The following is a 17,341-nucleotide window of genomic DNA, read 5'->3' as shown; positions in this document are numbered from 1 at the left end:
CCAGGGTTCGTCGCCGGGCTAGGCAGCGCGCGCCACGCTGAGCCGGTCGCCGTCGCGCAGCATGCGCTCGAACTCGGCGCCAGTCACTGCGGGGCTGAACAGCCAGCCCTGCAGCTGGTCGCAGCCAAGGTCGCGCAGGAAGGCCATCTGTTCTTCGGTTTCGACGCCCTCCGCCACGATCTCCTGGCGCAGCTGCTTGGCCATCGTGACGATCGCGCGCGCGATCGCGCAGTCGCTTTCCTCGTGCGGCAGGCCGACCACGAAGGCGCGGTCGATCTTCAAGGTCGAGATCGGGAATTTCTTCAGGTAGGCCAGGCTGGAGTAGCCGGTGCCGAAGTCGTCCAGCGCCAGCGCCAGGCCCATCGCCACCAGTTCGTTCATGATCGCGACGACGTTGTCGGCGCCGCCCACCAGCAGGCTCTCGGTAATCTCCAGCATGATCTGCTCGGGCAGCACGCCGTGGCGGTCGAGCACCGCGAGGATGCGCGCCGGCAGGCGGCGGTCGAACTGGCGCGCCGACAGGTTGACCGCGACCGGCGGCATCACCAGGCCCGCGTTGCGCCATGCGCCGATCTGGCGGCAGGCTTCTTCCAGCACCCACGTGCCGATGTCGTGGATCATGCCGGTTTCCTCCGCCAGCGCGATGAACACGCCCGGCGAAATCATCCCGCGTTCCGGATGGCGCCAGCGGATCAGCGCCTCGGCGCCGACGATACGCCCGCTGCGCAGGCTCACTTTCGGCTGGTAGTGCAATTCAAGCTGGCCTTCGTTGACGGCCGTGCGCAGTTCCGCTTCCAGCATCAGGTCTTCCTTGGCGCGCAGGTCCATCTGCTCGCGGTAGAACAGGAAGCTGCCGCCGCCGCTTTCCTGTGCCTTGGCCATCGCGACGTCGGCGCAGCGGATCAGCGAGGCGGCGTCGGAGCTGTCCTCCGGGTAGACCGACACGCCGATGTTCGCGCTGACCTGCAGGTTATGGCCCTCGATCACCAGCGGCACCGCCAGCGCGGCCAGCATCTTCTTGACGACGCTGGCGGCGCTCTCGCGGCGGTCGATCTGCGGCAGCGCGACCGCGAACTTGCTGCCGTCGATGCGCGCGAGGATGTCGGCGTCGCGCAGCAAGTGACGGAAACGGCGTCCCAGCTCGCACAGCAGTTCGCTGGCGACGTCGTGGCCCAGCGTGTCGCTGATCGCCGCCATGCGGTTGATCTCGACGACCATCAGGGCGCCGTACTGGTTGGTGCGGCGCGCGTCCATCAGGGCCTGCCCGAGCAGGTGCGTCAGCAGGCTGCGGTTCGGCAGGCCGGTCAGGCTGTCGTAGTTGGCCATGCGCTGCACGCGCGCCTCGGCCGCCTTGTGCACGCTGATGTCCGAGAACAGCGAGAAGGTGTGGGTGATGCGCCCTTCGCCGTCGCGCACCGCGCTGATGGTGACCGACTGCGGGAACAGGTCGCCGTTCTTGCGCTTGCCGACGATTTCGCCGCGCCACGGCCCGCTGCCGCGCATCGCGGCGCGCACCTTGGCGCGGAATTCGGCGTCGTGCACGCCGGAGCGCAGCAGGTCGGGCGTCTTGCCGATCGCTTCCACCGGCGCGTAGCCGGTGATGCGCGTGAAGGCGCTGTTGATCGAGACGATACGTTCGCTCGAATCGGTGATCAGGACGCCCTGGTCGCTGTCTTCGATGATGCGCGCGTGCAGGCGCACCTTGTCCTGGTCGCCCAGCTCCTGGACGATCGGCGACACGTGCACCAGCATGCCGTTCGCCTCGCCGTGGTCGTCCTTGAGCAGCGACAGCGCCAGCCGCACGCCGATGATCTCGCCGTTCTTTTTACGGCGGCGCACTTCGATCAGGTCGCTGCCTTCTTCGAGGAACAGTTCGGCGATATCGGCGTCGTCGTCGCCCTCGGCATACAGGAACAGCACGTGCTGGCCGATCGCTTCCTCGGCGGTGTAGCCGAACAGGGTCGATGCGGCGGTGTTCCAGCCGGTCAGGTAACCGGCCATGTCGAGCACGATGGCCGGTTCATCCGGGTCGAACGGTTCGACGCTGACAGCGCACGGGCCTGCCGGCGTGGCCTTGCCGGCGGCGAGCACGAGGATCGCCGCTTCCAGTTCATCCAGCGAACGGGTCAGCGCCTCCCCTTCCAGCACGCGTGCCCCGCGCAACAGGGCAAGGCAGCGTTCCATCGCGCGGTCAGCCATTGGTTCCACCCTTGTTCTCCTTTACCACCTCAAGCATCCAGGCGGCCGCTTCCAGCACCGCTTCGTTGAAATCGGCGGCGCTGATCTGCAAGCCGGCCAGCCTGGCGGAGACGTCGGCGAAGTCGCCGCGTTCCGCGCTTTCGACCAGCGCCAGCAGCGCCCCCAGCTCGCCTTCGCGCTCAAGCAGCGCCGCGCGCACCGCGTTGCTGATCGCCAGCGGCGCCAGCACCTCGGCCAGCGGCATGCCGAACAACACGCCCAGCAGCGAAAACATGCCGGTCATGAAGCCCTGCTCCTGCAGGCTCTTGTCGTAGCCGCCAGCCTTCGCCAGCAGCTCGATGGCGCGCCCGCGCATGGCCACGCGCGACAGCAGCATGGCGCTGCGCACGTCGCCCTGGCGCGCCGCGAACAGCATCAGGTTGAGCCAGCGGCGCAGCTGCTGGCGTCCGAGGATGAGGATAGCCTGCGCAAAACTGTTGACCTTGCGCCCGCCCCCTACCCCCAGCGAATTCACCAGGCGCAGCAGGTGGTAGGACAGCGCCACATCCTGGCGCAGCAGCGCTTCGATTTCATGGGTGTCGGCGTCGGCGCCGACCAGCTGGACCAGCTGCAGCGCCAGCGAGCGCGATGCGGCCTGGGCGCCGCTGGCCTTCTCGGGCGGCGCCAGGTACCAGTCGCCGTCGATCCATCTGGCGGCGCCAGGCAGCTGCGCGCGGTCGAGCAAACCGCTGGTGTGGCATATCGCGCTGGCGTCGGCCTGCGTCCAGCCCGCCTCGCCATACGCCTCGCGCAACGACGGTTGCAGCCCCGGCGGCACAAAACACGGCAAGGCCGCCGGCAGCATCCGGCCCTCGCTTGACTCCACCAGCCCAAGCAGCGCGACGGCATCGCCGGCGCCGTCGGCCAGCAGCGCCGCAGGGGTTCCATTGCGGTTTGCAAGAACGCGGACAAAGAACAGGGGCGCGGGAGCTGCAGAATTCATCGAATGCCGGACCGGTAAGAATGAAATCTCATGTTACTCGGAAAATGTTAATTCACACCAACATTTGACACAGTTTGTGGGGCGCGCGCAGCGTTTCGAATTCGCTTTTATACTATTCTTTGTGAAAACGTCAACAAACGGAGAAATGCCATGTTGCAGTTACGCAGGAGCGACGAACGCGGCGACGCCAACCACGGCTGGCTACATTCGAAACACAGCTTTTCGTTCGGCAGTTACCAGGATCCGCGCCACACTGGCTTTGGCCCACTGCTCGTGATTAACGAAGACCGGGTCGCGGCGGGCCAGGGTTTCGGCGCCCACGGGCATCGCGACATGGAAATTATTTCGTACGTCCTTGAGGGCGCGCTGGAACACAAGGACAGCCTCGGCACCGGGTCGGTGTTGCATTACGGCGACGTGCAGCGCATGTCGGCCGGCAGCGGCGTGCGCCACAGCGAATTCAACGGCTCGCAGGCCGAGCCGGTGCATTTCCTGCAGATCTGGCTCCAGCCGAATGTCACCAACATCCAGCCGAGCTACGAGGAAAAGCACTTCACGGCGGAAAGCAAGACCGGCAAGCTGAAGCTGCTTGCATCGAAGGACGGGCGCGAAGGCTCGGTGCTGGTCCACCAGGACGCCTCGCTCTACGCCAGCATCATGAACCCGGGCGACAGCCTCGAACATGCGCTGGACCCGGGGCGAACCGCCTACGTGCACGTGATACGCGGCAGCGTGTCCGTCAACGGCACCGCGCTGTCGGGCGGCGACGCGCTGAAAATCGCCGGGGAGGACCGCATCAGCCTTGCCGGAGCACAAGCTGCCGAAGTGCTGTTGTTCGACCTGCCGTACTAGCCTGCCACCGGGCAACCATGGAGGGGGCCTCCGACGGTTGGGACGGATTTCCGCTACACTTGCGGGTACAGAAATAGATTCGAGATCAAGCCATGCCTGCCACCCCTGCTGCCGAAGAAATATTGGACTACACCACCTCGTGCCTGCTGCCGACGCCCTGGGCGCAGTTCACCTTGCACGCGTTCGTGGAACATTCGACCGGCAAGGAACACCTGGCGATGACCCTCGGCGACATCAGCGACGGCGCGCCGGTGCTGGCGCGCGTGCATTCCGAATGCCTGACCGGCGACGTGCTGTTCTCGCAGCGCTGCGACTGCGGCGCCCAGCTGGAAGGCGCGCTCAAGAAGATCGCCGATGAAGGCCGCGGCATCCTGCTGTACCTGCGCCAGGAAGGGCGCGGCATTGGCCTGGTCAACAAGATGCGCGCCTACCGCCTGCAGGAAGCCGGCGCCGACACCGTCGAAGCCAACCTGCAGCTGGGTTTCCACGCGGACGCACGCAACTACGAGCTGTGCAAGCCGATGCTGGCCCAGTTCGGCATCAAGTCGCTGCGCCTGATGACCAACAACCCGCGCAAGATCGACGCCATGGAGAAACTGGGCGTCACCGTCAGCGATCGGGTGCCGCTGCTGGTGAACCGCAACGCCTTCAATAACAGTTACCTGAACACCAAGGAAGCCAAGCTGGGCCACATGATGCAGCCCCAGCTCGATGCCGTGGTCGAAGACGGGCAACTGTAACAGGCACAAAATGCGATAAGCTGGAGGTGAGTTAGTCCGACGCCTGGCCTGCCGGAAGATGCGCATGAAACGATCGATTACCGCAGCGCTGCTGTGCCTTGGCAGCGCGCTGGCGGCCGCGCAGCAAGCGGCCCCGGCCCCAGCCGATCGGCGCGCCGCGCCGGCGGCCACCCCGTCCCGCCCGATTCCCCCCGCTCCCGTGCCGCCCGGCGTGATTCCGCCTGCCGCAGTGCCCCCGGGCGCCACCCCGCCCGCCGCCGAGGCTGAAGCCGACCAGAACACGACCTTGCCGCCGCCCTCGTCCGCGGCGCAGCTGGTGTACTCGGCGGCCCAGGGCGACCTGCTGCAGATCCGGATGCTGCTCAAAAGCGGGCGCAGCCAGTCGACGGTCGGCTCCGGCTTTTTGGTCGGCACCGGCAACCTCGTGCTGACCAATTACCACGTGGTGTCGCAGATGGCGCTCGACCCCGACGTCTACAGCGGCGAATACGTCGATACCGACGGCAAGCGCGGCCCGATCGAACTGCTGGCCGTCGACGTGCTGCATGACCTGGCCGTGGTGCGGGTCGACCGCTTCGGCAGCGGCTTCTTCAATATTCCGGCCAAAGCCACGCTGGCCCAGGGCCAGTACCTCTACTCGCTCGGCAACCCGCTCGACCTCGGCTTTGCGATCTCGGAAGGCGCCTACAACGGCATCGTCACGCGCAGCTTCTACGACCACCTGATGTTCACCGGCCCGATCAATTCGGGCATGAGCGGCGGACCCAGCGTGACGGCGGACGGCACGGTGGCCGGGGTCAACGTGTCGCGCCGCCGCGATGGGGAACTGGTCAGCTTCCTGGTGCCGATCCGCTACGCCCAGGAATTGCTCGACAAGGTGGCGGCACAGGCGCGCGCGCCCAAAGACTTCAATCCGCTGATCGCCCAGCAGCTTCTGAGCCACCAGCGCGGCATGATCGACCGCCTGCTCGACCAGCCGCTGTCGCTCAAGCTGATGGGGCCGTACCACGTGCCGGTGCGCGAATCGGGGCAGGTACGCTGCTGGGGGCGCTCCAACGAGCAGGCCGAAGCGACCTTCAATGCCGACACCATCGCCTGCTCGATGGAGTCGGCGATCTTCGTGTCGGAAACCCAGCAGACCGGGCATGTGTCGATGATCCACCAGTACATCCGCTCCAGCAGCCTCGACCCGCTACGCTTCGCGGTGCTGGCGACGACCGTGTTCAAGACCGACAAGCTGGGCAGCGCGCGCGACACGCGCCTGACCGAACCCAAGTGCACCGAGCATTTCGTCACCACCAAAACCCTGCCGCTGCGCGCCGTCACCTGCGTGCGCGCCTACCGCAAGTTCGAAGGCCTGTACAACTTCACCCTGCTGACCGCCAGCACAGACGACCCACGCGCCAGCCTGCAAAGCCGGCTCGACGTCACCGGGGTGTCGTACGAGAACGGCCTGCGCGCCACGCGCGCCTTCCTGTCCGCGCTGGGACGGGGCGCCAAACGATGAAGGCGCCCTATTTCATCGAGACCCTGGCCCGCAACGGCGACGTCCTGCACCGCCACCAGGTGGCCGGCCTGCCGATCCGGCTAGGCCGCGGCTACCACAACGACTTCATCCTCGACGACGCGCATGCCGCGCCATCCCACGCGGTGATCGAGGCCGACGCAGACGGGCGGCTGGTGCTGCGCGACCTCGGCAGCAGGAACGGCGTGGTCTGGCGCGGCAAGCGCCAGCACAGCATCGAGCTGACCGGCGACACGGTGATCCGCATGGGCCACACCAGCCTGCGCGTGCGCGGCGCCGACTTCCCGGTGCCGGCCGAACTGGTCGACCGCACCATGCACGGCTGGGAAGGCGCGCTGCCGGGACTGGCCGGGATGCTGCTGATCGGGTTGGTCGCGCTGCTGACCGTGTGGCTGAGCGACGTCCAGCCGTTCCATCTGAGCCGCTATCTGCAGGCGCTGGCCTACGGCGTCGCGGCGGGATTGGTCTGGGGCGGCATGTGGGCGTTCGCCAACCGTTTGTTCGGGCGCCACGCGCGCCTCGGGCGCCACCTGTTCATCTTCGGCTGCGGGCTGACTGCGATCGCCGCCTACAAGATCGTGTCGAGCATGGCCGCTTATGCATGGTCGATTGAATGGCTGGTGCGCTACGGGACGCACATGGCGATCGCGCTGATGGCCGGCATGGTGTACTTCCACCTCGGGACAGTCCGGCCGCAGCGCAGGCGCTATTTCGCCAGCAGCTGCGCCCTTCTTGCGCTGCTCGGGTCCGGGCTGACGCTGGTCGGCAACCTGCAGGCCAGCGGGCGCGTGGCGGACCAGCTGTACATGCCGCTGCTGCTGCCGCCGGCGATGCGCGCAAGCCCTGATCGCACTGTCGACGAGTACATGGCCGATGCCGCGGCGATGAAAGCGCGGATCGATGCCGAGCGCCTGAAGCATGTCGAAGACGAGCGAGCGGCGGAAGACTAGGGATCATGGGCTATCATTCGAACCCAATCATCCCGGAACCAACGAACGCACAAAGCCTGGCCACGCATGAGTTCATCAGATTTGCTCCGAGAAACCTCGTCCTTCAGGACGAGGAGTGAAAGGAGCCGACTGCGAATTGCGCAGCAATTCGGGCCCCGTAAAAATCGCCGCCGCCACTACCTGCACACCTGCACCAGCGCCATCGTCGCTGCGTTCGACTATATCGTGGTTGGAAATATCAAATGCAGCGGCGCTCGCCAGGACCAGCATGGCGAAGTCCGTCTACGATGTCGGCTGGTCGTCCTTCCGCACACAACTGGCGTACAAGGCTGTTAAGCATGGCGCCTGGCTTGAAGAAGTGAACGAGAGCTTTACCACCCAGATCTGCTCGGATTGCGGCGCTGTTCCCGATTCGCGGCCGAAAGGTATCGCAGACCTTGGAAGCATGTTCACTGAACATGCGAAAGAATGGCGTTGCTGTGATTGCGGAGCGGTACATGATCGTGATCTTAATGCTGCGCTAAACATTCTCCGTCGCGGACGTGCGACGCTAGCTGTAGGAATCCCCGACGTTTAGGTCGGGGACGATGTCAAGCAGCTGTATGTCACATCGTACGGCGGCTTCTGCCGCGGCTCGGACTGCCTGATCATGCCGACCTGGAACCACCTGTGGTTCGTCGCCTACCTGTGGGTGTACACGCTGGTGTTCGCCGCGATCGCGCACGTTTCGGGAGCGCGGGTTTCGATATGGTCGGACTCGCTCGCGCGCTGGCTGACCGGCTGGCGCATCATCGTGCTGCCGGTCGCCGTGCTGGCCATCGCCAGGCTGGTCCTGCAGCCGCGCTTCGAAACTACCCACGCGCTGATCGACGACTGGTTCAACCACGCGCATTACTTCGTGCTGTTCGCACTCGGCACTCGGCGCGCTGCTGGCGCGCCAGCGCCTGTTCTGGTCGCGCGTGGATGATATCCGCTGGCCCGCCCTCGCGATCGGCCGCGCCGTACTCGAACAGGTGTACAACGTCCAGCGCGTGCTCTACACGCTGTGCGGCTGGAGCGCCATCGTCGCGGCGTGCGGCTTCGGACACCACCACCTCAATGCCGACAACGGAGCCCGCCGCTACCTGACGCAGGCCGTGTTCCCGGTCTACATCCTGCACCAGACCTTGATCGTGGTGCTGGCGCATTCCTTCAAGCCTGCCGGACTCGCACCCGTCACCGAGGCCGTCGTACTGGCTGTGCTGACGCTTTGCCTCAGCTTCGGGATGTTCGAACTGGTACGCCGGGTGCCTGTGCTGCGGCCGCTGTTCGGGCTAGGGCCGCAGCCAGAAATCGCCGCAGCGTCCCGCTTACTCGCGGCGCGCGCCTGAGGTAGCGCTGCCCTTGCTTGCCTGGGACTGGCCTCCCTGGACAGGGATGTTGCCCTGAAGGTCGCCCTGGCCGGCGCCGCCCGAGCTGCCTTGTGCGCTGCCTGGCGACGAACTCTGCATGCTGGCGCCAGCGCGCTGGGCGCCACCATCGCCGCGCATCTGGCCGTCGCCGGTGTGGAACGGATCGCTGAACTTGCGCATGGTTTCCTGCTGGCTGCGCATGTTGCGGTCGGTTTCATCCGTTGCGACGCGGGCTACCTCGTCGGCCAGCGCGTGAGCGGTACGGGTGGTTTCCTGCACGTGCTGCTCGGCGACGCGGGCCAGTTCGACCTGCGAGTCGGCGGCGACGCGCGAAATGTGCTGCTGGTATGCGCGCAGTTTTTCGGTCGCAGGCTGGGCGCGCGATGCCGCTGCGCTGAACACCTCGGTCTGGCGGTCGGCGGTGAGCATCGAGTTGCTGGCCAGCGCGCTTTCTTCGAGCATGGTCTGGGTCAGCTGGATATTCAGGTCGCAGAGTTGCTGGAATGAGCGGAACAGCGATTTGGACATGTCGTTCATGAACGCCATCTGTGCTTCCAGGTGGCTTCGCACTGCTGGGGTAACGGACTGGGAAAATGGAAACATTAGAGTCGCCTCAATTTAGTTGGTTTGAACATGAATGCGGAGGCGGAACTCACGCAGCCAGTGAAGGCGCGCCGCGTGCCGTCCGCAACGGGAAGTGAGAAGACAGCCGTGGCCATCGGTCAGGCCGGGCGAGGCAGTTCGTCTTCAACACGAACTGCAAGGCTAGGCGCATAAACCTCGCATGGCTTGACAGGTATCAAACGTGTTTGGGCACGGGTTGACTGGTTCCAGGAGCCCATGCCGGCCCCTTCAACTCGAGGATGTTGCCCTCGGGGTCCTGCAGGTAGACCGACGGTCCTTCGCCTTCGGCGCCGTAGCGCGATTCGACCGGGCCGCAGGCGACGCCCGCCGCGCCGAGATGGGCGCGGATCGCCGCCTCGTCGAACGGCTCCACGCGGAAGCATACGTGGTCGACGTTGCGCCCTTCCCTGCCTGGCGCCGCGCCGCCCTGGCGTCCCAGCTTGCCGTCGACCGGCACCAGGTCGACCAGCGCGCTGCCCACGCGCAGTTGCACCAGGCCGATCTCGTCCTGGCGGCGTTCGACCGTGCAGCCGAGGACGTCGCAGTAAAAGTCGATCATCGCGTCGAGGTCGACGACGCGCAGCACGATATGGTCGATGTGGCGGATCTGGATCATACTGCCTCCGGCCCGTCAGTCGGCGTGGCGTTCGACCCAGGTGTCGAAGGCGTCGACAAACTTCTGCATGAAACCGCGGGTCGAGTCGTTGGTCAGCTGGTCGCCGTGGTACTGCCCGGCGATGTTGCCGAGGTAGGCTTCCGGCTGCTGCATGGCCGGCATGTTGAGGAACACCAGCGACTGGCGCAGGTGGTGGTTGGCGCCGAAACCGGCCAGCGCGCCCGGCGACACGCTGACGATGGCGCACGGCTTGCCGGTCCACGCACTCTGGCCGTAAGGACGCGAGCCGACGTCGATCGCGTTTTTCAGCACGCCCGGCACCGAGCGGTTGTACTCCGGCGTGCAGAACAGGACGCCGTCGAACTGCTTGATCTTCTCGCGGAACTCGACATAGGTGGCGGGCGGGTTGTCGTCGTCATCCTGGTTGTACAACGGCAGCTGGCCGATCTCGACGATCTCCATCTCCAGGGTGGACGGGGCAAGCAGCATCAGGGTTTTGGCGACCTTGCGGTTGAACGATTCCTTGCGCAAGCTGCCGACGATGACGGCGATCTTCCTGGTTGCCATGACGTTCCTTTTCTCTGTCCGTGAAGAACGTCAATAGTAACCATTTTTGCATCGATGTGTCGTCCGGGCTAAATCCGCCCGCGACGGAAATGCGCCAGGAAGGCCTGTGCCTGGGCTTTGGTGAGGACGACAACCGGGTCGCCATGGTAAGCGTAGAGGAAGGGCCTGCCGCCGAGGCGGTCGGTCAGTTTGGCGTTGACGAGGAAGCGGGTGCCGGGCGGGTACTGTGCCGGGTCGCGCATGCCGCGCGCACACTGAACCCGCATCGTCGGCGCAAAGGCCTGTCCCGCCATCGGCCTGATCGACAGGTTGCCCGTGTGCGGGTCGGCCACCGATTCGACCGCCACCTCGCGGTAGGCGTGGACGTCGCGCGCCATGACCTTAAGCCTTGGCGGCGGCCGCAACGCGCACCACTGGCGCTTCGCGGATCGGCAGGTTGCTCAGCGCCGCCCCGATCGCCAGCACGATGTCGGCGTACCACATCCAGGTGTAGTCGCCGTAGGTGACGAACGACAGGCCGCCCAGCCAGGCGCCGAAGAAACCGCCGATCTGATGCGACAGCAGCGTCAGGCCGAACAGCGTCGACAGGTAGCGCATGCCGAACAACTTGCCCACCAGGCCAGCGGTCGGCGGCACGGTGGCAAGCCAGGTGAAGCCGAGCGCCGCGGCCAGCACGTAGAAAGTTGTCGGCGTTTTTGGCGCCAGCAGGTACAGGCCGATAATGACGGCCCGTGCGGCATAGGTCACCGCGAGGATCGACTTCATGCGGTAACGGGTGCTCAGCGCGCCGGCGCCGAGGCTGCCGGCGATGTTGAACAGGCCGATCAGCGCAAGCGCGGTGGCCGACACGCCGGCCGACAGGTTGCACAGCGCGACCTCGCCCGGCAGGTGGGTGACCAGGAAGGCGATGTGGAAGCCGCAGGTGAAGAAGCCGAGGTGCAGGTACAGGTAGCTGCGGTCGCGCATCGCGATCTTGAGCTGTTCGCCGAGGCCGAGGACGGGTGCGGCAGGCGCTGGCACCGGCGTGTCCTCGCTGACGACCAGTTCGGGCACCGGTTTGGCTTTGCGGGAGCGCAGCGGCCACGCCAGCGGAATCGTCAGCAGCGAGGTGGCGGCCATCGTGAACATCGCGGCGACCCAGCCGGTGCTGGCGATGATCGCCTGCATCAGCGGGGCGAACACGAACTGGCCGAACGAGCCGCCGGCGTTGATGAAGCCCGCCGCGAACGGGCGCTTGTTGGCCGGCAGGCGCTGGGCCGTGGCCCCGATCAGGATCGAGAAGCTGCCCGCACCGGCACCAGCGGCGCTGACGATGCCCATGGTGAGGATCAGGCCAAATTCGGAGGAGACGAATGGCGTGGCGGCCAGGCCTGCGGCGAGCATCACGCCGCCGAGGACGATGACGCGGCCGGAGCCGTACTTGTCGGCCACCGCGCCGAACACCGGCTGCGCCGCGCCCCACATGAACTGGCCGATCGCCAGCGCGAAGCTGACGGTGGCGATGCCAAGGCCGGTGGAAGTGTTAATCGGCGACAGGAACAGGCCCGAGGTGAGACGCGCGCCCATCGTGATCATCAGGATCGCCGAGGCCGTGAGGATCAGCGCCCAGGCGGCGCGCGGGGTCATTTCAGGGTGCGTGGACATGTACCAGCTACGCGGTGGTGGAGCGGATTAACATCGCAACCGCTTCCGCCGCCATGCCCTCTTCCCGCCCAAGGTATCCCATCTTCTCGTTGGTCTTGGCCTTGATGTTGACCTGCTGCGGCGACACGCCGATGTCTTCGGCGATGCGCGACACCATATGTGGAATGTGCGGCGACATCTTCGGCGCCTGCGCGATGATGGTCGCGTCGATGTTACCGATGGTGTAGCCGGTCGCTAACACGCGGTGCGCCACCTCGCGCAGCAAGGTGCGCGAATCGGCGCCGGCGAACATCGGGTCGGTGTCCGGGAAGTGCTTGCCGATGTCGCCCAGCGCAGCCGCGCCGAGCAGCGCGTCGATGATCGCGTGCAGCAGCACGTCGGCGTCCGAGTGGCCCATCAGGCCAGTGCGGTGCGGGATCGTGACCCCGCCGACGATCAGCTGACGGCCCTCGACGAGGGCGTGGCAGTCGTAGCCGGTCCCGATGCGAAACGGTGGAGTCGGATTGTAGGATGCTAGTGCCATAGTTCGTTCACAGTCCAAAGTTGGTTTGTCACGACGCAGCCAGGTACATCTCGGCGATCCGGATGTCGGCGGGCAGCGTGACTTTAAGATTGCGTGGGTGTCCTTCGACCAGCTTGGGCGACAGGCCCATTGCCTCCACGGCGCTGGCGTCGTCGGTCACGAGGTTCGGGTCGGTGGCGGCAGCCAGCGCTTCACCGAGCAGTTTGTAGCGGAACATCTGCGGCGTCTGCGCCAGCCACAGGCCGTCGCGCGCCACCGTCTGCACGTCGCCAGCGCCGCTGCGCTTGACGGTGTCGACCACCGGCAGCGCAAGCAGGCCGCCGACCGGATCGCTGCCGACCGTGGTAATCAGTTTTTCGATCAGCGCCGCGTCCAGCCCCGGACGCGCGGCGTCGTGCACCAGCACCCAGTCGTCGCTGGCAATGGTGCCGGCGAGCGCCTGCAGGCCGTTCCTGATCGATTCCATGCGGGTGGCGCCGCCGCAGCGCAGTACCGTTACCGCGCCTTGCGGCGCGACGGCGTCGATGTGCCCGTCTCCGGGACTGACGACGACATAGGTATGGCTGATCAGTTCGCTCGACAGGAAAGCGTCGATGGTGTGGCGCAGCATCGGTTTGCCGCTGATTGGCAAATACTGCTTGGGCGCGCCCGCGGCCATCCGCGCACCGACGCCGGCGGCCGGGATCAGGGCGAAATAACGCGGGGCTTGATGTTTCATCGGTGTCATCTTGTTTGTTAGGCCAGTCCGGTAAAGACTGTACCTCACCTGCACAAACTTTGCTGGCCGGCCGCGCTTTTTACGCAGCCGGCTGCCAGCTGCCGTCCAGGATTTTTTCGAGCCAGAACGCGCCGATGATGGTCTTGACGTCGGTGATCTGCCCTGCCTTGACCATGCTCAGCATTTCCGGAACGGTGGAGGTGAAGATCTCGAGGAATTCGCCGTCGTCGAGCTTTGCTTCGCCGGCCGTGAGGCCGCGCGCAAGGTAGATATCGAGGTGTTCGTCGGAGTAGGCGATGGCGTTGTGGATGGTGCAGACGAACTGCCAGCTTGTAGCGGTGTAGCCGGTTTCCTCGACCAGTTCGCGCTTCGCGCATTCCAGGTGGTCCTCGCCCGGATCGATTTTACCGGCCGGGAATTCGATGAACTCGCGTCCCAGCGGATAGCGGAACTGGCGCTCCAGCAGTACCCTGCCGTCATCGAACAAGGGGAGGATGACGACCGCGCCGGGATGCTTGATGAATTCGCGGTCGGTGATTTTTCCGTCCGGGAGCTGGATCCTGTCCTTCGCCACCTTCAGGAAGCGTCCGTCGTACGCCACCCCGCCGTCAAGCCGGGTTTCCTTCAGCTTTGAATCCATGCGCGACTCCGATTGTCAGTACAGCAGTTGGGGGACTAGCGGCGGTGCTTGCGCAGGTAGCGCCAGACGAAGCCCGGGAACGCCAGCGTCACGAACAGCGGCACCGTGATCATGTAGAACTCCTTCACCTGCGTGAAGACGTTACCGATACGGGACTCGAGCAGGAACGCGGCAGCGCCGACGACGAAGTATAAGACAAGCAGCTCGAACACGCGGACGAACGCATGCTTGCGGCGTTCGACGCCGGGCTCGCGCTGTTTGAGAGGAATCAGGCCGAAAACTTTCTCGGTCAGGAAAGGCAGGTTGGCGGCGCCAAGTGCGAGCGCGATCACCAACCAGCTTGCAAGCGAAACATCCATCGGTTACGAGGTCAGCGTGGTGATCATCGCGTTGGTGCAGACGGTCAGCAGCGGACCTGCGAACACGCCCAGCGCCACGACTGCGATACCGTTGACCGACATCACGACGCGCATGTCCATCGGCGCCTGGACCACCGACACGTCGGTCGGCTCATCAAACCACATGACCTTGACGACGCGCAGGTAGTAGAACGCGCCGATCAGCGAGAACAGCACCGCCAGTACGGCCAGCCAGATCGCGCCGGTAGAGAGCACCGATTCGAGCACCGTCAGTTTGGCCATGAAGCCCATCGCAGGCGGCACGCCGGCCAGCGAGAACATCATCAGCATCATCACGGTGGCGAACCACGGGCTGCGCTTGCCGAGGCCCTTGAAGTCATTGATCTCTTCCGCTTCGAAACCGGAGCGGGCCAGCATCATGATCAGGCCGAAGGTGCCGACCGTGGTCAGGACATAGGTGATCGAGTAGTACATCGCCGCGCTGTAAGCCGATGCCGCGTTGCTGGCGTCGCCGCCAACCACGCCCGACATCAGGCCAAGCAGCACGAAGCCCATTTGCGCGATGGTCGAATAGGCCAGCATCCGCTTGATGTTGGTCTGGGCGATCGCGGTGAAGTTACCGATCGCCAGCGACATTACGGCCAGCACCATCAGCATCTGCTGCCAGTCGAACGCCATGGCGCCCAGGCCTTCGGACAGCAGGCGGATCGCGATGGCGAAGGTCGCCAGCTTCGGCGCGCCGCCAAGCAGCAGCGTTACTGCGGTCGGCGAACCCTGGTAGACGTCAGGCACCCACATGTGGAACGGTACCGCGCCGAGCTTGAAGGCCAGTCCGGCGACGATGAACACCAGGCCGAACACCAGGATGGTGCGGCTTGCGGCGCCCGATTCGGCAGCGCGGGCGATTTCGGACAGGTCGAGCGAGCCAGTCGCGCCGTACACCATCGAAATACCGTACAGCAGGAAGCCGGAAGCCAGTGCGCCGAGGATGAAGTACTTCATCGCCGCTTCGGTCGATACCGCGTGGTCGCGGCGCAGCGCAACCAATGCGTACAGCGACAGCGACATCAGTTCGAGGCCGAGGTAGATCGACAGGACGCTGTGCCCCGAGATCATGATCATCTGGCCGAGCATCGAGAACAGCGCCAGCACGTAGAACTCGCCGCCGAGGTTATCGGACATCATGTTGCGTTCGGTCGCGTACTGGCGCGAGTACACCAGCGTCATGGCTACCGTCAGGTAGGTGAACAGCTTGAGCAGGTTCGACATCGGATCCGACACGTACATGTTCGAGAACGTGTACACGGTCGCGCCGCCGTTGAAGTCGGCGAACGAGAAGATCGCGCAGCCGCCCAGCGTGAGCAGCGTCAGGTAGTAGGTCAGGTTACGCTTTGCCGCTGGCAGGAACATGTCGATCAACAGGATCGCGGATGCCGCCACCAGCAGGAAGATCTCGGCGTAGACCGGGGCCAGGTTTGGATTCGTGAATTCGTTCATAGTCATTTCTTACGGAAGCTTCGATACGGAGACGTGCTTGAGCAGGTCCGCGACCGAGGTTTGCATCGTGTCGGTAAATGGCGCCGGGTACAGGCCCATATACAGCGTAGCGATAGCCAGGACGGCGAGCATGAAGAACTCGCGGCGGTTCAGGTCCACCAGGTCGGCCACGTGCGGGTTGGCGACTTCGCCGAACACCACGCGCTTGACCATCCACAGCGAGTACGCCGCGCCCAGGATCAGCGCCGTTGCAGCCAGCATGCCGATCCAGAAGTTGAACTGCACCGCGCCCAGGATCACCATGAACTCGCCGACGAAGCCGGAAGTCGCCGGCAGGCCAGCGTTAGCCATCGAGAACAGCACGAAGAACGCAGCGAACTTCGGCATGCGGTTGACGACGCCGCCGTAGTCGGCGATCTGGCGCGAGTGCATCTGGTCGTACAGCACGCCGATACACAGGAACATCGCGCCCGACACGAAGCCGTGCGAGATCATCTGGACGATACCGCCCTGCACCGACATCTCGTTGAACATGAAGAAGCCCAGCGTGACGAAGCCCATGTGCGCGATCGACGAGTAGGCGACCAGCTTTTTCATGTCTTTCTGTACCAGCGCTACCAGGCCGATGTAGATAACGGCGATCAGCGACAAGGTAATGATGAAGCCGGCCATCTCGTGCGATGCGTCAGGCGTGATCGGCAGCGAGAAGCGCAGGAAGCCGTAGGCGCCCAGCTTCAGCATGATCGCCGCCAGCACCGCGGAGCCGCCGGTAGGCGCTTCCACGTGGACGTCGGGCAGCCAGGTGTGGACCGGGAACATCGGCACCTTGACCGCGAACGCCGCCAGGAAGGCGATGAAGATGAAGGTCTGCTCTTTCATCGTCAGCGGCAGCTTGTGCCACTCGAGGATGTCGAAGCTGCCGCCGGCCGCGTTGTACAGGTAGATGATCGCGACCAGCGTCAGCAGCGAGCCGAAGAAGGTGTAGAGGAAGAACTTGAACGACGCATAGATGCGGTTATCGCCGCCCCAGATACCGATGATGATGTACATCGGGATCAGGGTCGCTTCGAAGAAGAAGTAGAACAGCAGGCCGTCCATTGCGCAGAACACGCCGATCATCAGGCCCGACAAAATCAGGAAGGAGCCCATGTACTGCGCAACGCGCTGCTGGATGACTTCCCATGCCGAGATGATGACGATCACCGTCACGAATGCGGTCAGCGGAACGAACCACAGCGACAGGCCGTCGATGCCGAGGCTGTAGAAGATGTTGAAGCGGCCGATCCACGGCGCGCTTTCGACAAACTGCATGCCGTGCGCGGCGTTGTCGAAGTTGCTCACCAGCGGGAACGTCGCCAGCAGGCTGATGACGGCGCCGGCCAGCGCGAGCCAGCGGGTCATGCTGGCACGCTCGTCGCGGCCGACGGCCAGGATCAATACGCCAAACAGGACCGGTAGCCAGATCGCGAGGCTCAGGTACGGAGGGAAGTTAGATATCGTTGACTGCATCATAT

21 protein-coding genes are annotated in these 17,341 nt (G+C 64.9%); 7 read left to right on the top strand and 14 right to left on the bottom strand.

Annotation, left to right across the window (positions count from 1 at the left end; genetic code table 11):
• Positions 1-18: 18 nt before the first annotated feature.
• Positions 19-2,199 (bottom strand): putative bifunctional diguanylate cyclase/phosphodiesterase, encoded by a 2,181-nt coding sequence (locus HHL21_RS00790; RefSeq protein WP_169463879.1) that lies wholly within the window; start codon positions 2,197-2,199, stop codon positions 19-21.
• Entirely contained in the window at positions 2,192-3,181 is a 990-nt protein-coding gene (locus HHL21_RS00785) for an EAL and HDOD domain-containing protein (protein WP_169463369.1), read from the bottom strand. The genes HHL21_RS00790 and HHL21_RS00785 overlap by 8 nt, the downstream gene beginning before the upstream one ends.
• 150 nt (positions 3,182-3,331) lie before the next feature.
• Between HHL21_RS00785 and HHL21_RS00780 the strand changes: the two genes are divergently transcribed.
• The 4 genes from HHL21_RS00780 (at position 3,332) to HHL21_RS00765 (ending at position 7,248) form a co-directional block, all read left to right on the top strand.
• Positions 3,332-4,033, top strand: a complete 702-nt coding sequence (locus HHL21_RS00780; RefSeq protein WP_169463368.1) for a pirin family protein — start codon at positions 3,332-3,334, stop codon at positions 4,031-4,033.
• A gap of 92 nt (positions 4,034-4,125) precedes the next feature.
• Positions 4,126-4,773, top strand: a complete 648-nt coding sequence (ribA, locus tag HHL21_RS00775; protein WP_169463367.1) for a GTP cyclohydrolase II — start codon at positions 4,126-4,128, stop codon at positions 4,771-4,773.
• A gap of 64 nt (positions 4,774-4,837) precedes the next feature.
• A complete protein-coding gene (locus HHL21_RS00770; protein WP_169463366.1) occupies positions 4,838-6,280 on the top strand; it encodes a S1 family peptidase in 1,443 nt (480 codons plus the stop codon).
• Positions 6,277-7,248, top strand: coding sequence for an FHA domain-containing protein (locus HHL21_RS00765; protein ID WP_169463365.1), 972 nt, complete (start codon positions 6,277-6,279; stop codon positions 7,246-7,248). The genes HHL21_RS00770 and HHL21_RS00765 overlap by 4 nt, the downstream gene beginning before the upstream one ends.
• Positions 7,249-7,323: 75 nt before the next feature.
• On the opposite strand, the gene HHL21_RS22080 is transcribed toward HHL21_RS00765, so the two are convergent.
• Entirely contained in the window at positions 7,324-7,518 is a 195-nt protein-coding gene (locus HHL21_RS22080; protein ID WP_370659647.1) for a hypothetical protein, read from the bottom strand.
• Here HHL21_RS22080 and HHL21_RS00760 point away from each other — a divergent pair.
• The 3 genes from HHL21_RS00760 to HHL21_RS00750 all read left to right on the top strand — a co-directional run bounded on the left by HHL21_RS00760 (position 7,517) and on the right by HHL21_RS00750 (position 8,618).
• Positions 7,517-7,825, top strand: coding sequence for an RNA-guided endonuclease InsQ/TnpB family protein (locus tag HHL21_RS00760; RefSeq protein ID WP_370659646.1), 309 nt, complete (start codon positions 7,517-7,519; stop codon positions 7,823-7,825). The two genes, HHL21_RS22080 and HHL21_RS00760, sit on opposite strands and share 2 nt — an antisense overlap.
• Positions 7,826-7,897: 72 nt before the next feature.
• On the top strand, positions 7,898-8,215 hold the full coding sequence (locus tag HHL21_RS00755) for a hypothetical protein (RefSeq protein WP_169463364.1): 318 nt from the start codon (positions 7,898-7,900) through the stop codon (positions 8,213-8,215).
• Positions 8,208-8,618, top strand: coding sequence for an acyltransferase family protein (locus HHL21_RS00750; protein ID WP_169463363.1), 411 nt, complete (start codon positions 8,208-8,210; stop codon positions 8,616-8,618). The genes HHL21_RS00755 and HHL21_RS00750 overlap by 8 nt, the downstream gene beginning before the upstream one ends.
• On the opposite strand, the gene HHL21_RS00745 is transcribed toward HHL21_RS00750, so the two are convergent.
• From HHL21_RS00745 to HHL21_RS00695, 11 genes are all read right to left on the bottom strand, one after another.
• Positions 8,598-9,242, bottom strand: coding sequence for a phasin family protein (locus tag HHL21_RS00745; RefSeq protein ID WP_169463362.1), 645 nt, complete (start codon positions 9,240-9,242; stop codon positions 8,598-8,600). The genes HHL21_RS00750 and HHL21_RS00745 overlap by 21 nt on opposite strands.
• A 196-nt stretch (positions 9,243-9,438) precedes the next feature.
• Positions 9,439-9,879, bottom strand: a complete 441-nt coding sequence (locus HHL21_RS00740) for a VOC family protein (RefSeq protein WP_169463361.1) — start codon at positions 9,877-9,879, stop codon at positions 9,439-9,441.
• 15 nt (positions 9,880-9,894) lie between these two features.
• Positions 9,895-10,446: an NADPH-dependent FMN reductase gene (locus HHL21_RS00735; RefSeq protein WP_169463360.1), complete on the bottom strand. Its 552-nt coding sequence runs from the start codon at positions 10,444-10,446 to the stop codon at positions 9,895-9,897.
• Positions 10,447-10,514: 68 nt separating this feature from the next.
• Positions 10,515-10,850 (bottom strand): hypothetical protein, encoded by a 336-nt coding sequence (locus tag HHL21_RS00730; protein ID WP_229495771.1) that lies wholly within the window; start codon positions 10,848-10,850, stop codon positions 10,515-10,517.
• Positions 10,828-12,090 carry an MFS transporter gene (locus HHL21_RS00725; protein WP_206085491.1) on the bottom strand — a complete coding sequence of 421 codons (1,263 nt, stop codon included), beginning with the start codon at positions 12,088-12,090 and terminating at the stop codon, positions 10,828-10,830. The genes HHL21_RS00730 and HHL21_RS00725 overlap by 23 nt, the downstream gene beginning before the upstream one ends.
• A gap of 7 nt (positions 12,091-12,097) precedes the next feature.
• A complete protein-coding gene (gene ispF, locus HHL21_RS00720) occupies positions 12,098-12,613 on the bottom strand; it encodes a 2-C-methyl-D-erythritol 2,4-cyclodiphosphate synthase (RefSeq protein ID WP_169463359.1) in 516 nt (171 codons plus the stop codon).
• Positions 12,614-12,641: 28 nt separating this feature from the next.
• The gene (gene ispD / locus HHL21_RS00715) at positions 12,642-13,340 is read right to left on the bottom strand and encodes a 2-C-methyl-D-erythritol 4-phosphate cytidylyltransferase (RefSeq protein WP_169463358.1); all 699 of its coding nucleotides are present in this window, start codon (positions 13,338-13,340) and stop codon (positions 12,642-12,644) included.
• A 70-nt stretch (positions 13,341-13,410) separates the two neighbouring features.
• Positions 13,411-13,971 (bottom strand): NUDIX domain-containing protein, encoded by a 561-nt coding sequence (locus HHL21_RS00710; protein WP_169463357.1) that lies wholly within the window; start codon positions 13,969-13,971, stop codon positions 13,411-13,413.
• A gap of 35 nt (positions 13,972-14,006) precedes the next feature.
• Positions 14,007-14,330, bottom strand: a complete 324-nt coding sequence (locus tag HHL21_RS00705) for a DUF2818 family protein (RefSeq protein WP_169463356.1) — start codon at positions 14,328-14,330, stop codon at positions 14,007-14,009.
• 3 nt (positions 14,331-14,333) lie between these two features.
• Positions 14,334-15,827 carry an NADH-quinone oxidoreductase subunit NuoN gene (gene nuoN / locus HHL21_RS00700; protein ID WP_169463355.1) on the bottom strand — a complete coding sequence of 498 codons (1,494 nt, stop codon included), beginning with the start codon at positions 15,825-15,827 and terminating at the stop codon, positions 14,334-14,336.
• 9 nt (positions 15,828-15,836) lie between these two features.
• Positions 15,837-17,339, bottom strand: a complete 1,503-nt coding sequence (locus HHL21_RS00695; RefSeq protein WP_169463354.1) for an NADH-quinone oxidoreductase subunit M — start codon at positions 17,337-17,339, stop codon at positions 15,837-15,839.
• Positions 17,340-17,341 lie beyond the last annotated feature (2 nt).

Origin of the sequence: Massilia polaris, assembly GCF_012927275.1 — a bacterium.
GTDB lineage: Bacteria > Pseudomonadota > Gammaproteobacteria > Burkholderiales > Burkholderiaceae_D > Telluria_A > Telluria_A polaris.
Note: the sequence above shows the minus strand (reverse complement) of the source record. Positions and strands in the feature narration are given on the sequence as shown.

Bases quoted from the DNA above. Each gene is read 5' to 3' on its own strand.
- HHL21_RS00790 (WP_169463879.1), bottom strand. From the start codon at position 2,199: ATGGCTGACCGCGCGATGGAACGCTGCCTTGCCCTGTTGCGCGGGGCA.
- ribA (WP_169463367.1), top strand. From the start codon at position 4,126: ATGCCTGCCACCCCTGCTGCCGAAGAAATATTGGACTACACCACCTCG.
- ispD (WP_169463358.1), bottom strand. From the start codon at position 13,340: ATGACACCGATGAAACATCAAGCCCCGCGTTATTTCGCCCTGATCCCG.
- HHL21_RS00785 (WP_169463369.1), bottom strand. From the start codon at position 3,181: ATGAATTCTGCAGCTCCCGCGCCCCTGTTCTTTGTCCGCGTTCTTGCA.
- HHL21_RS00740 (WP_169463361.1), bottom strand. From the start codon at position 9,879: ATGATCCAGATCCGCCACATCGACCATATCGTGCTGCGCGTCGTCGAC.
- HHL21_RS00710 (WP_169463357.1), bottom strand. From the start codon at position 13,971: ATGGATTCAAAGCTGAAGGAAACCCGGCTTGACGGCGGGGTGGCGTAC.
- HHL21_RS00780 (WP_169463368.1), top strand. From the start codon at position 3,332: ATGTTGCAGTTACGCAGGAGCGACGAACGCGGCGACGCCAACCACGGC.
- HHL21_RS00770 (WP_169463366.1), top strand. From the start codon at position 4,838: ATGAAACGATCGATTACCGCAGCGCTGCTGTGCCTTGGCAGCGCGCTG.
- HHL21_RS00755 (WP_169463364.1), top strand. From the start codon at position 7,898: ATGCCGACCTGGAACCACCTGTGGTTCGTCGCCTACCTGTGGGTGTAC.
- ispF (WP_169463359.1), bottom strand. From the start codon at position 12,613: ATGGCACTAGCATCCTACAATCCGACTCCACCGTTTCGCATCGGGACC.
- HHL21_RS00735 (WP_169463360.1), bottom strand. From the start codon at position 10,446: ATGGCAACCAGGAAGATCGCCGTCATCGTCGGCAGCTTGCGCAAGGAA.
- HHL21_RS00745 (WP_169463362.1), bottom strand. From the start codon at position 9,242: ATGTTTCCATTTTCCCAGTCCGTTACCCCAGCAGTGCGAAGCCACCTG.
- HHL21_RS00695 (WP_169463354.1), bottom strand. From the start codon at position 17,339: ATGATGCAGTCAACGATATCTAACTTCCCTCCGTACCTGAGCCTCGCG.
- nuoN (WP_169463355.1), bottom strand. From the start codon at position 15,827: ATGAACGAATTCACGAATCCAAACCTGGCCCCGGTCTACGCCGAGATC.
- HHL21_RS00705 (WP_169463356.1), bottom strand. From the start codon at position 14,330: ATGGATGTTTCGCTTGCAAGCTGGTTGGTGATCGCGCTCGCACTTGGC.
- HHL21_RS00765 (WP_169463365.1), top strand. From the start codon at position 6,277: ATGAAGGCGCCCTATTTCATCGAGACCCTGGCCCGCAACGGCGACGTC.
- HHL21_RS00725 (WP_206085491.1), bottom strand. From the start codon at position 12,090: ATGTCCACGCACCCTGAAATGACCCCGCGCGCCGCCTGGGCGCTGATC.
- HHL21_RS22080 (WP_370659647.1), bottom strand. From the start codon at position 7,518: ATGCTGGTCCTGGCGAGCGCCGCTGCATTTGATATTTCCAACCACGAT.
- HHL21_RS00760 (WP_370659646.1), top strand. From the start codon at position 7,517: ATGGCGAAGTCCGTCTACGATGTCGGCTGGTCGTCCTTCCGCACACAA.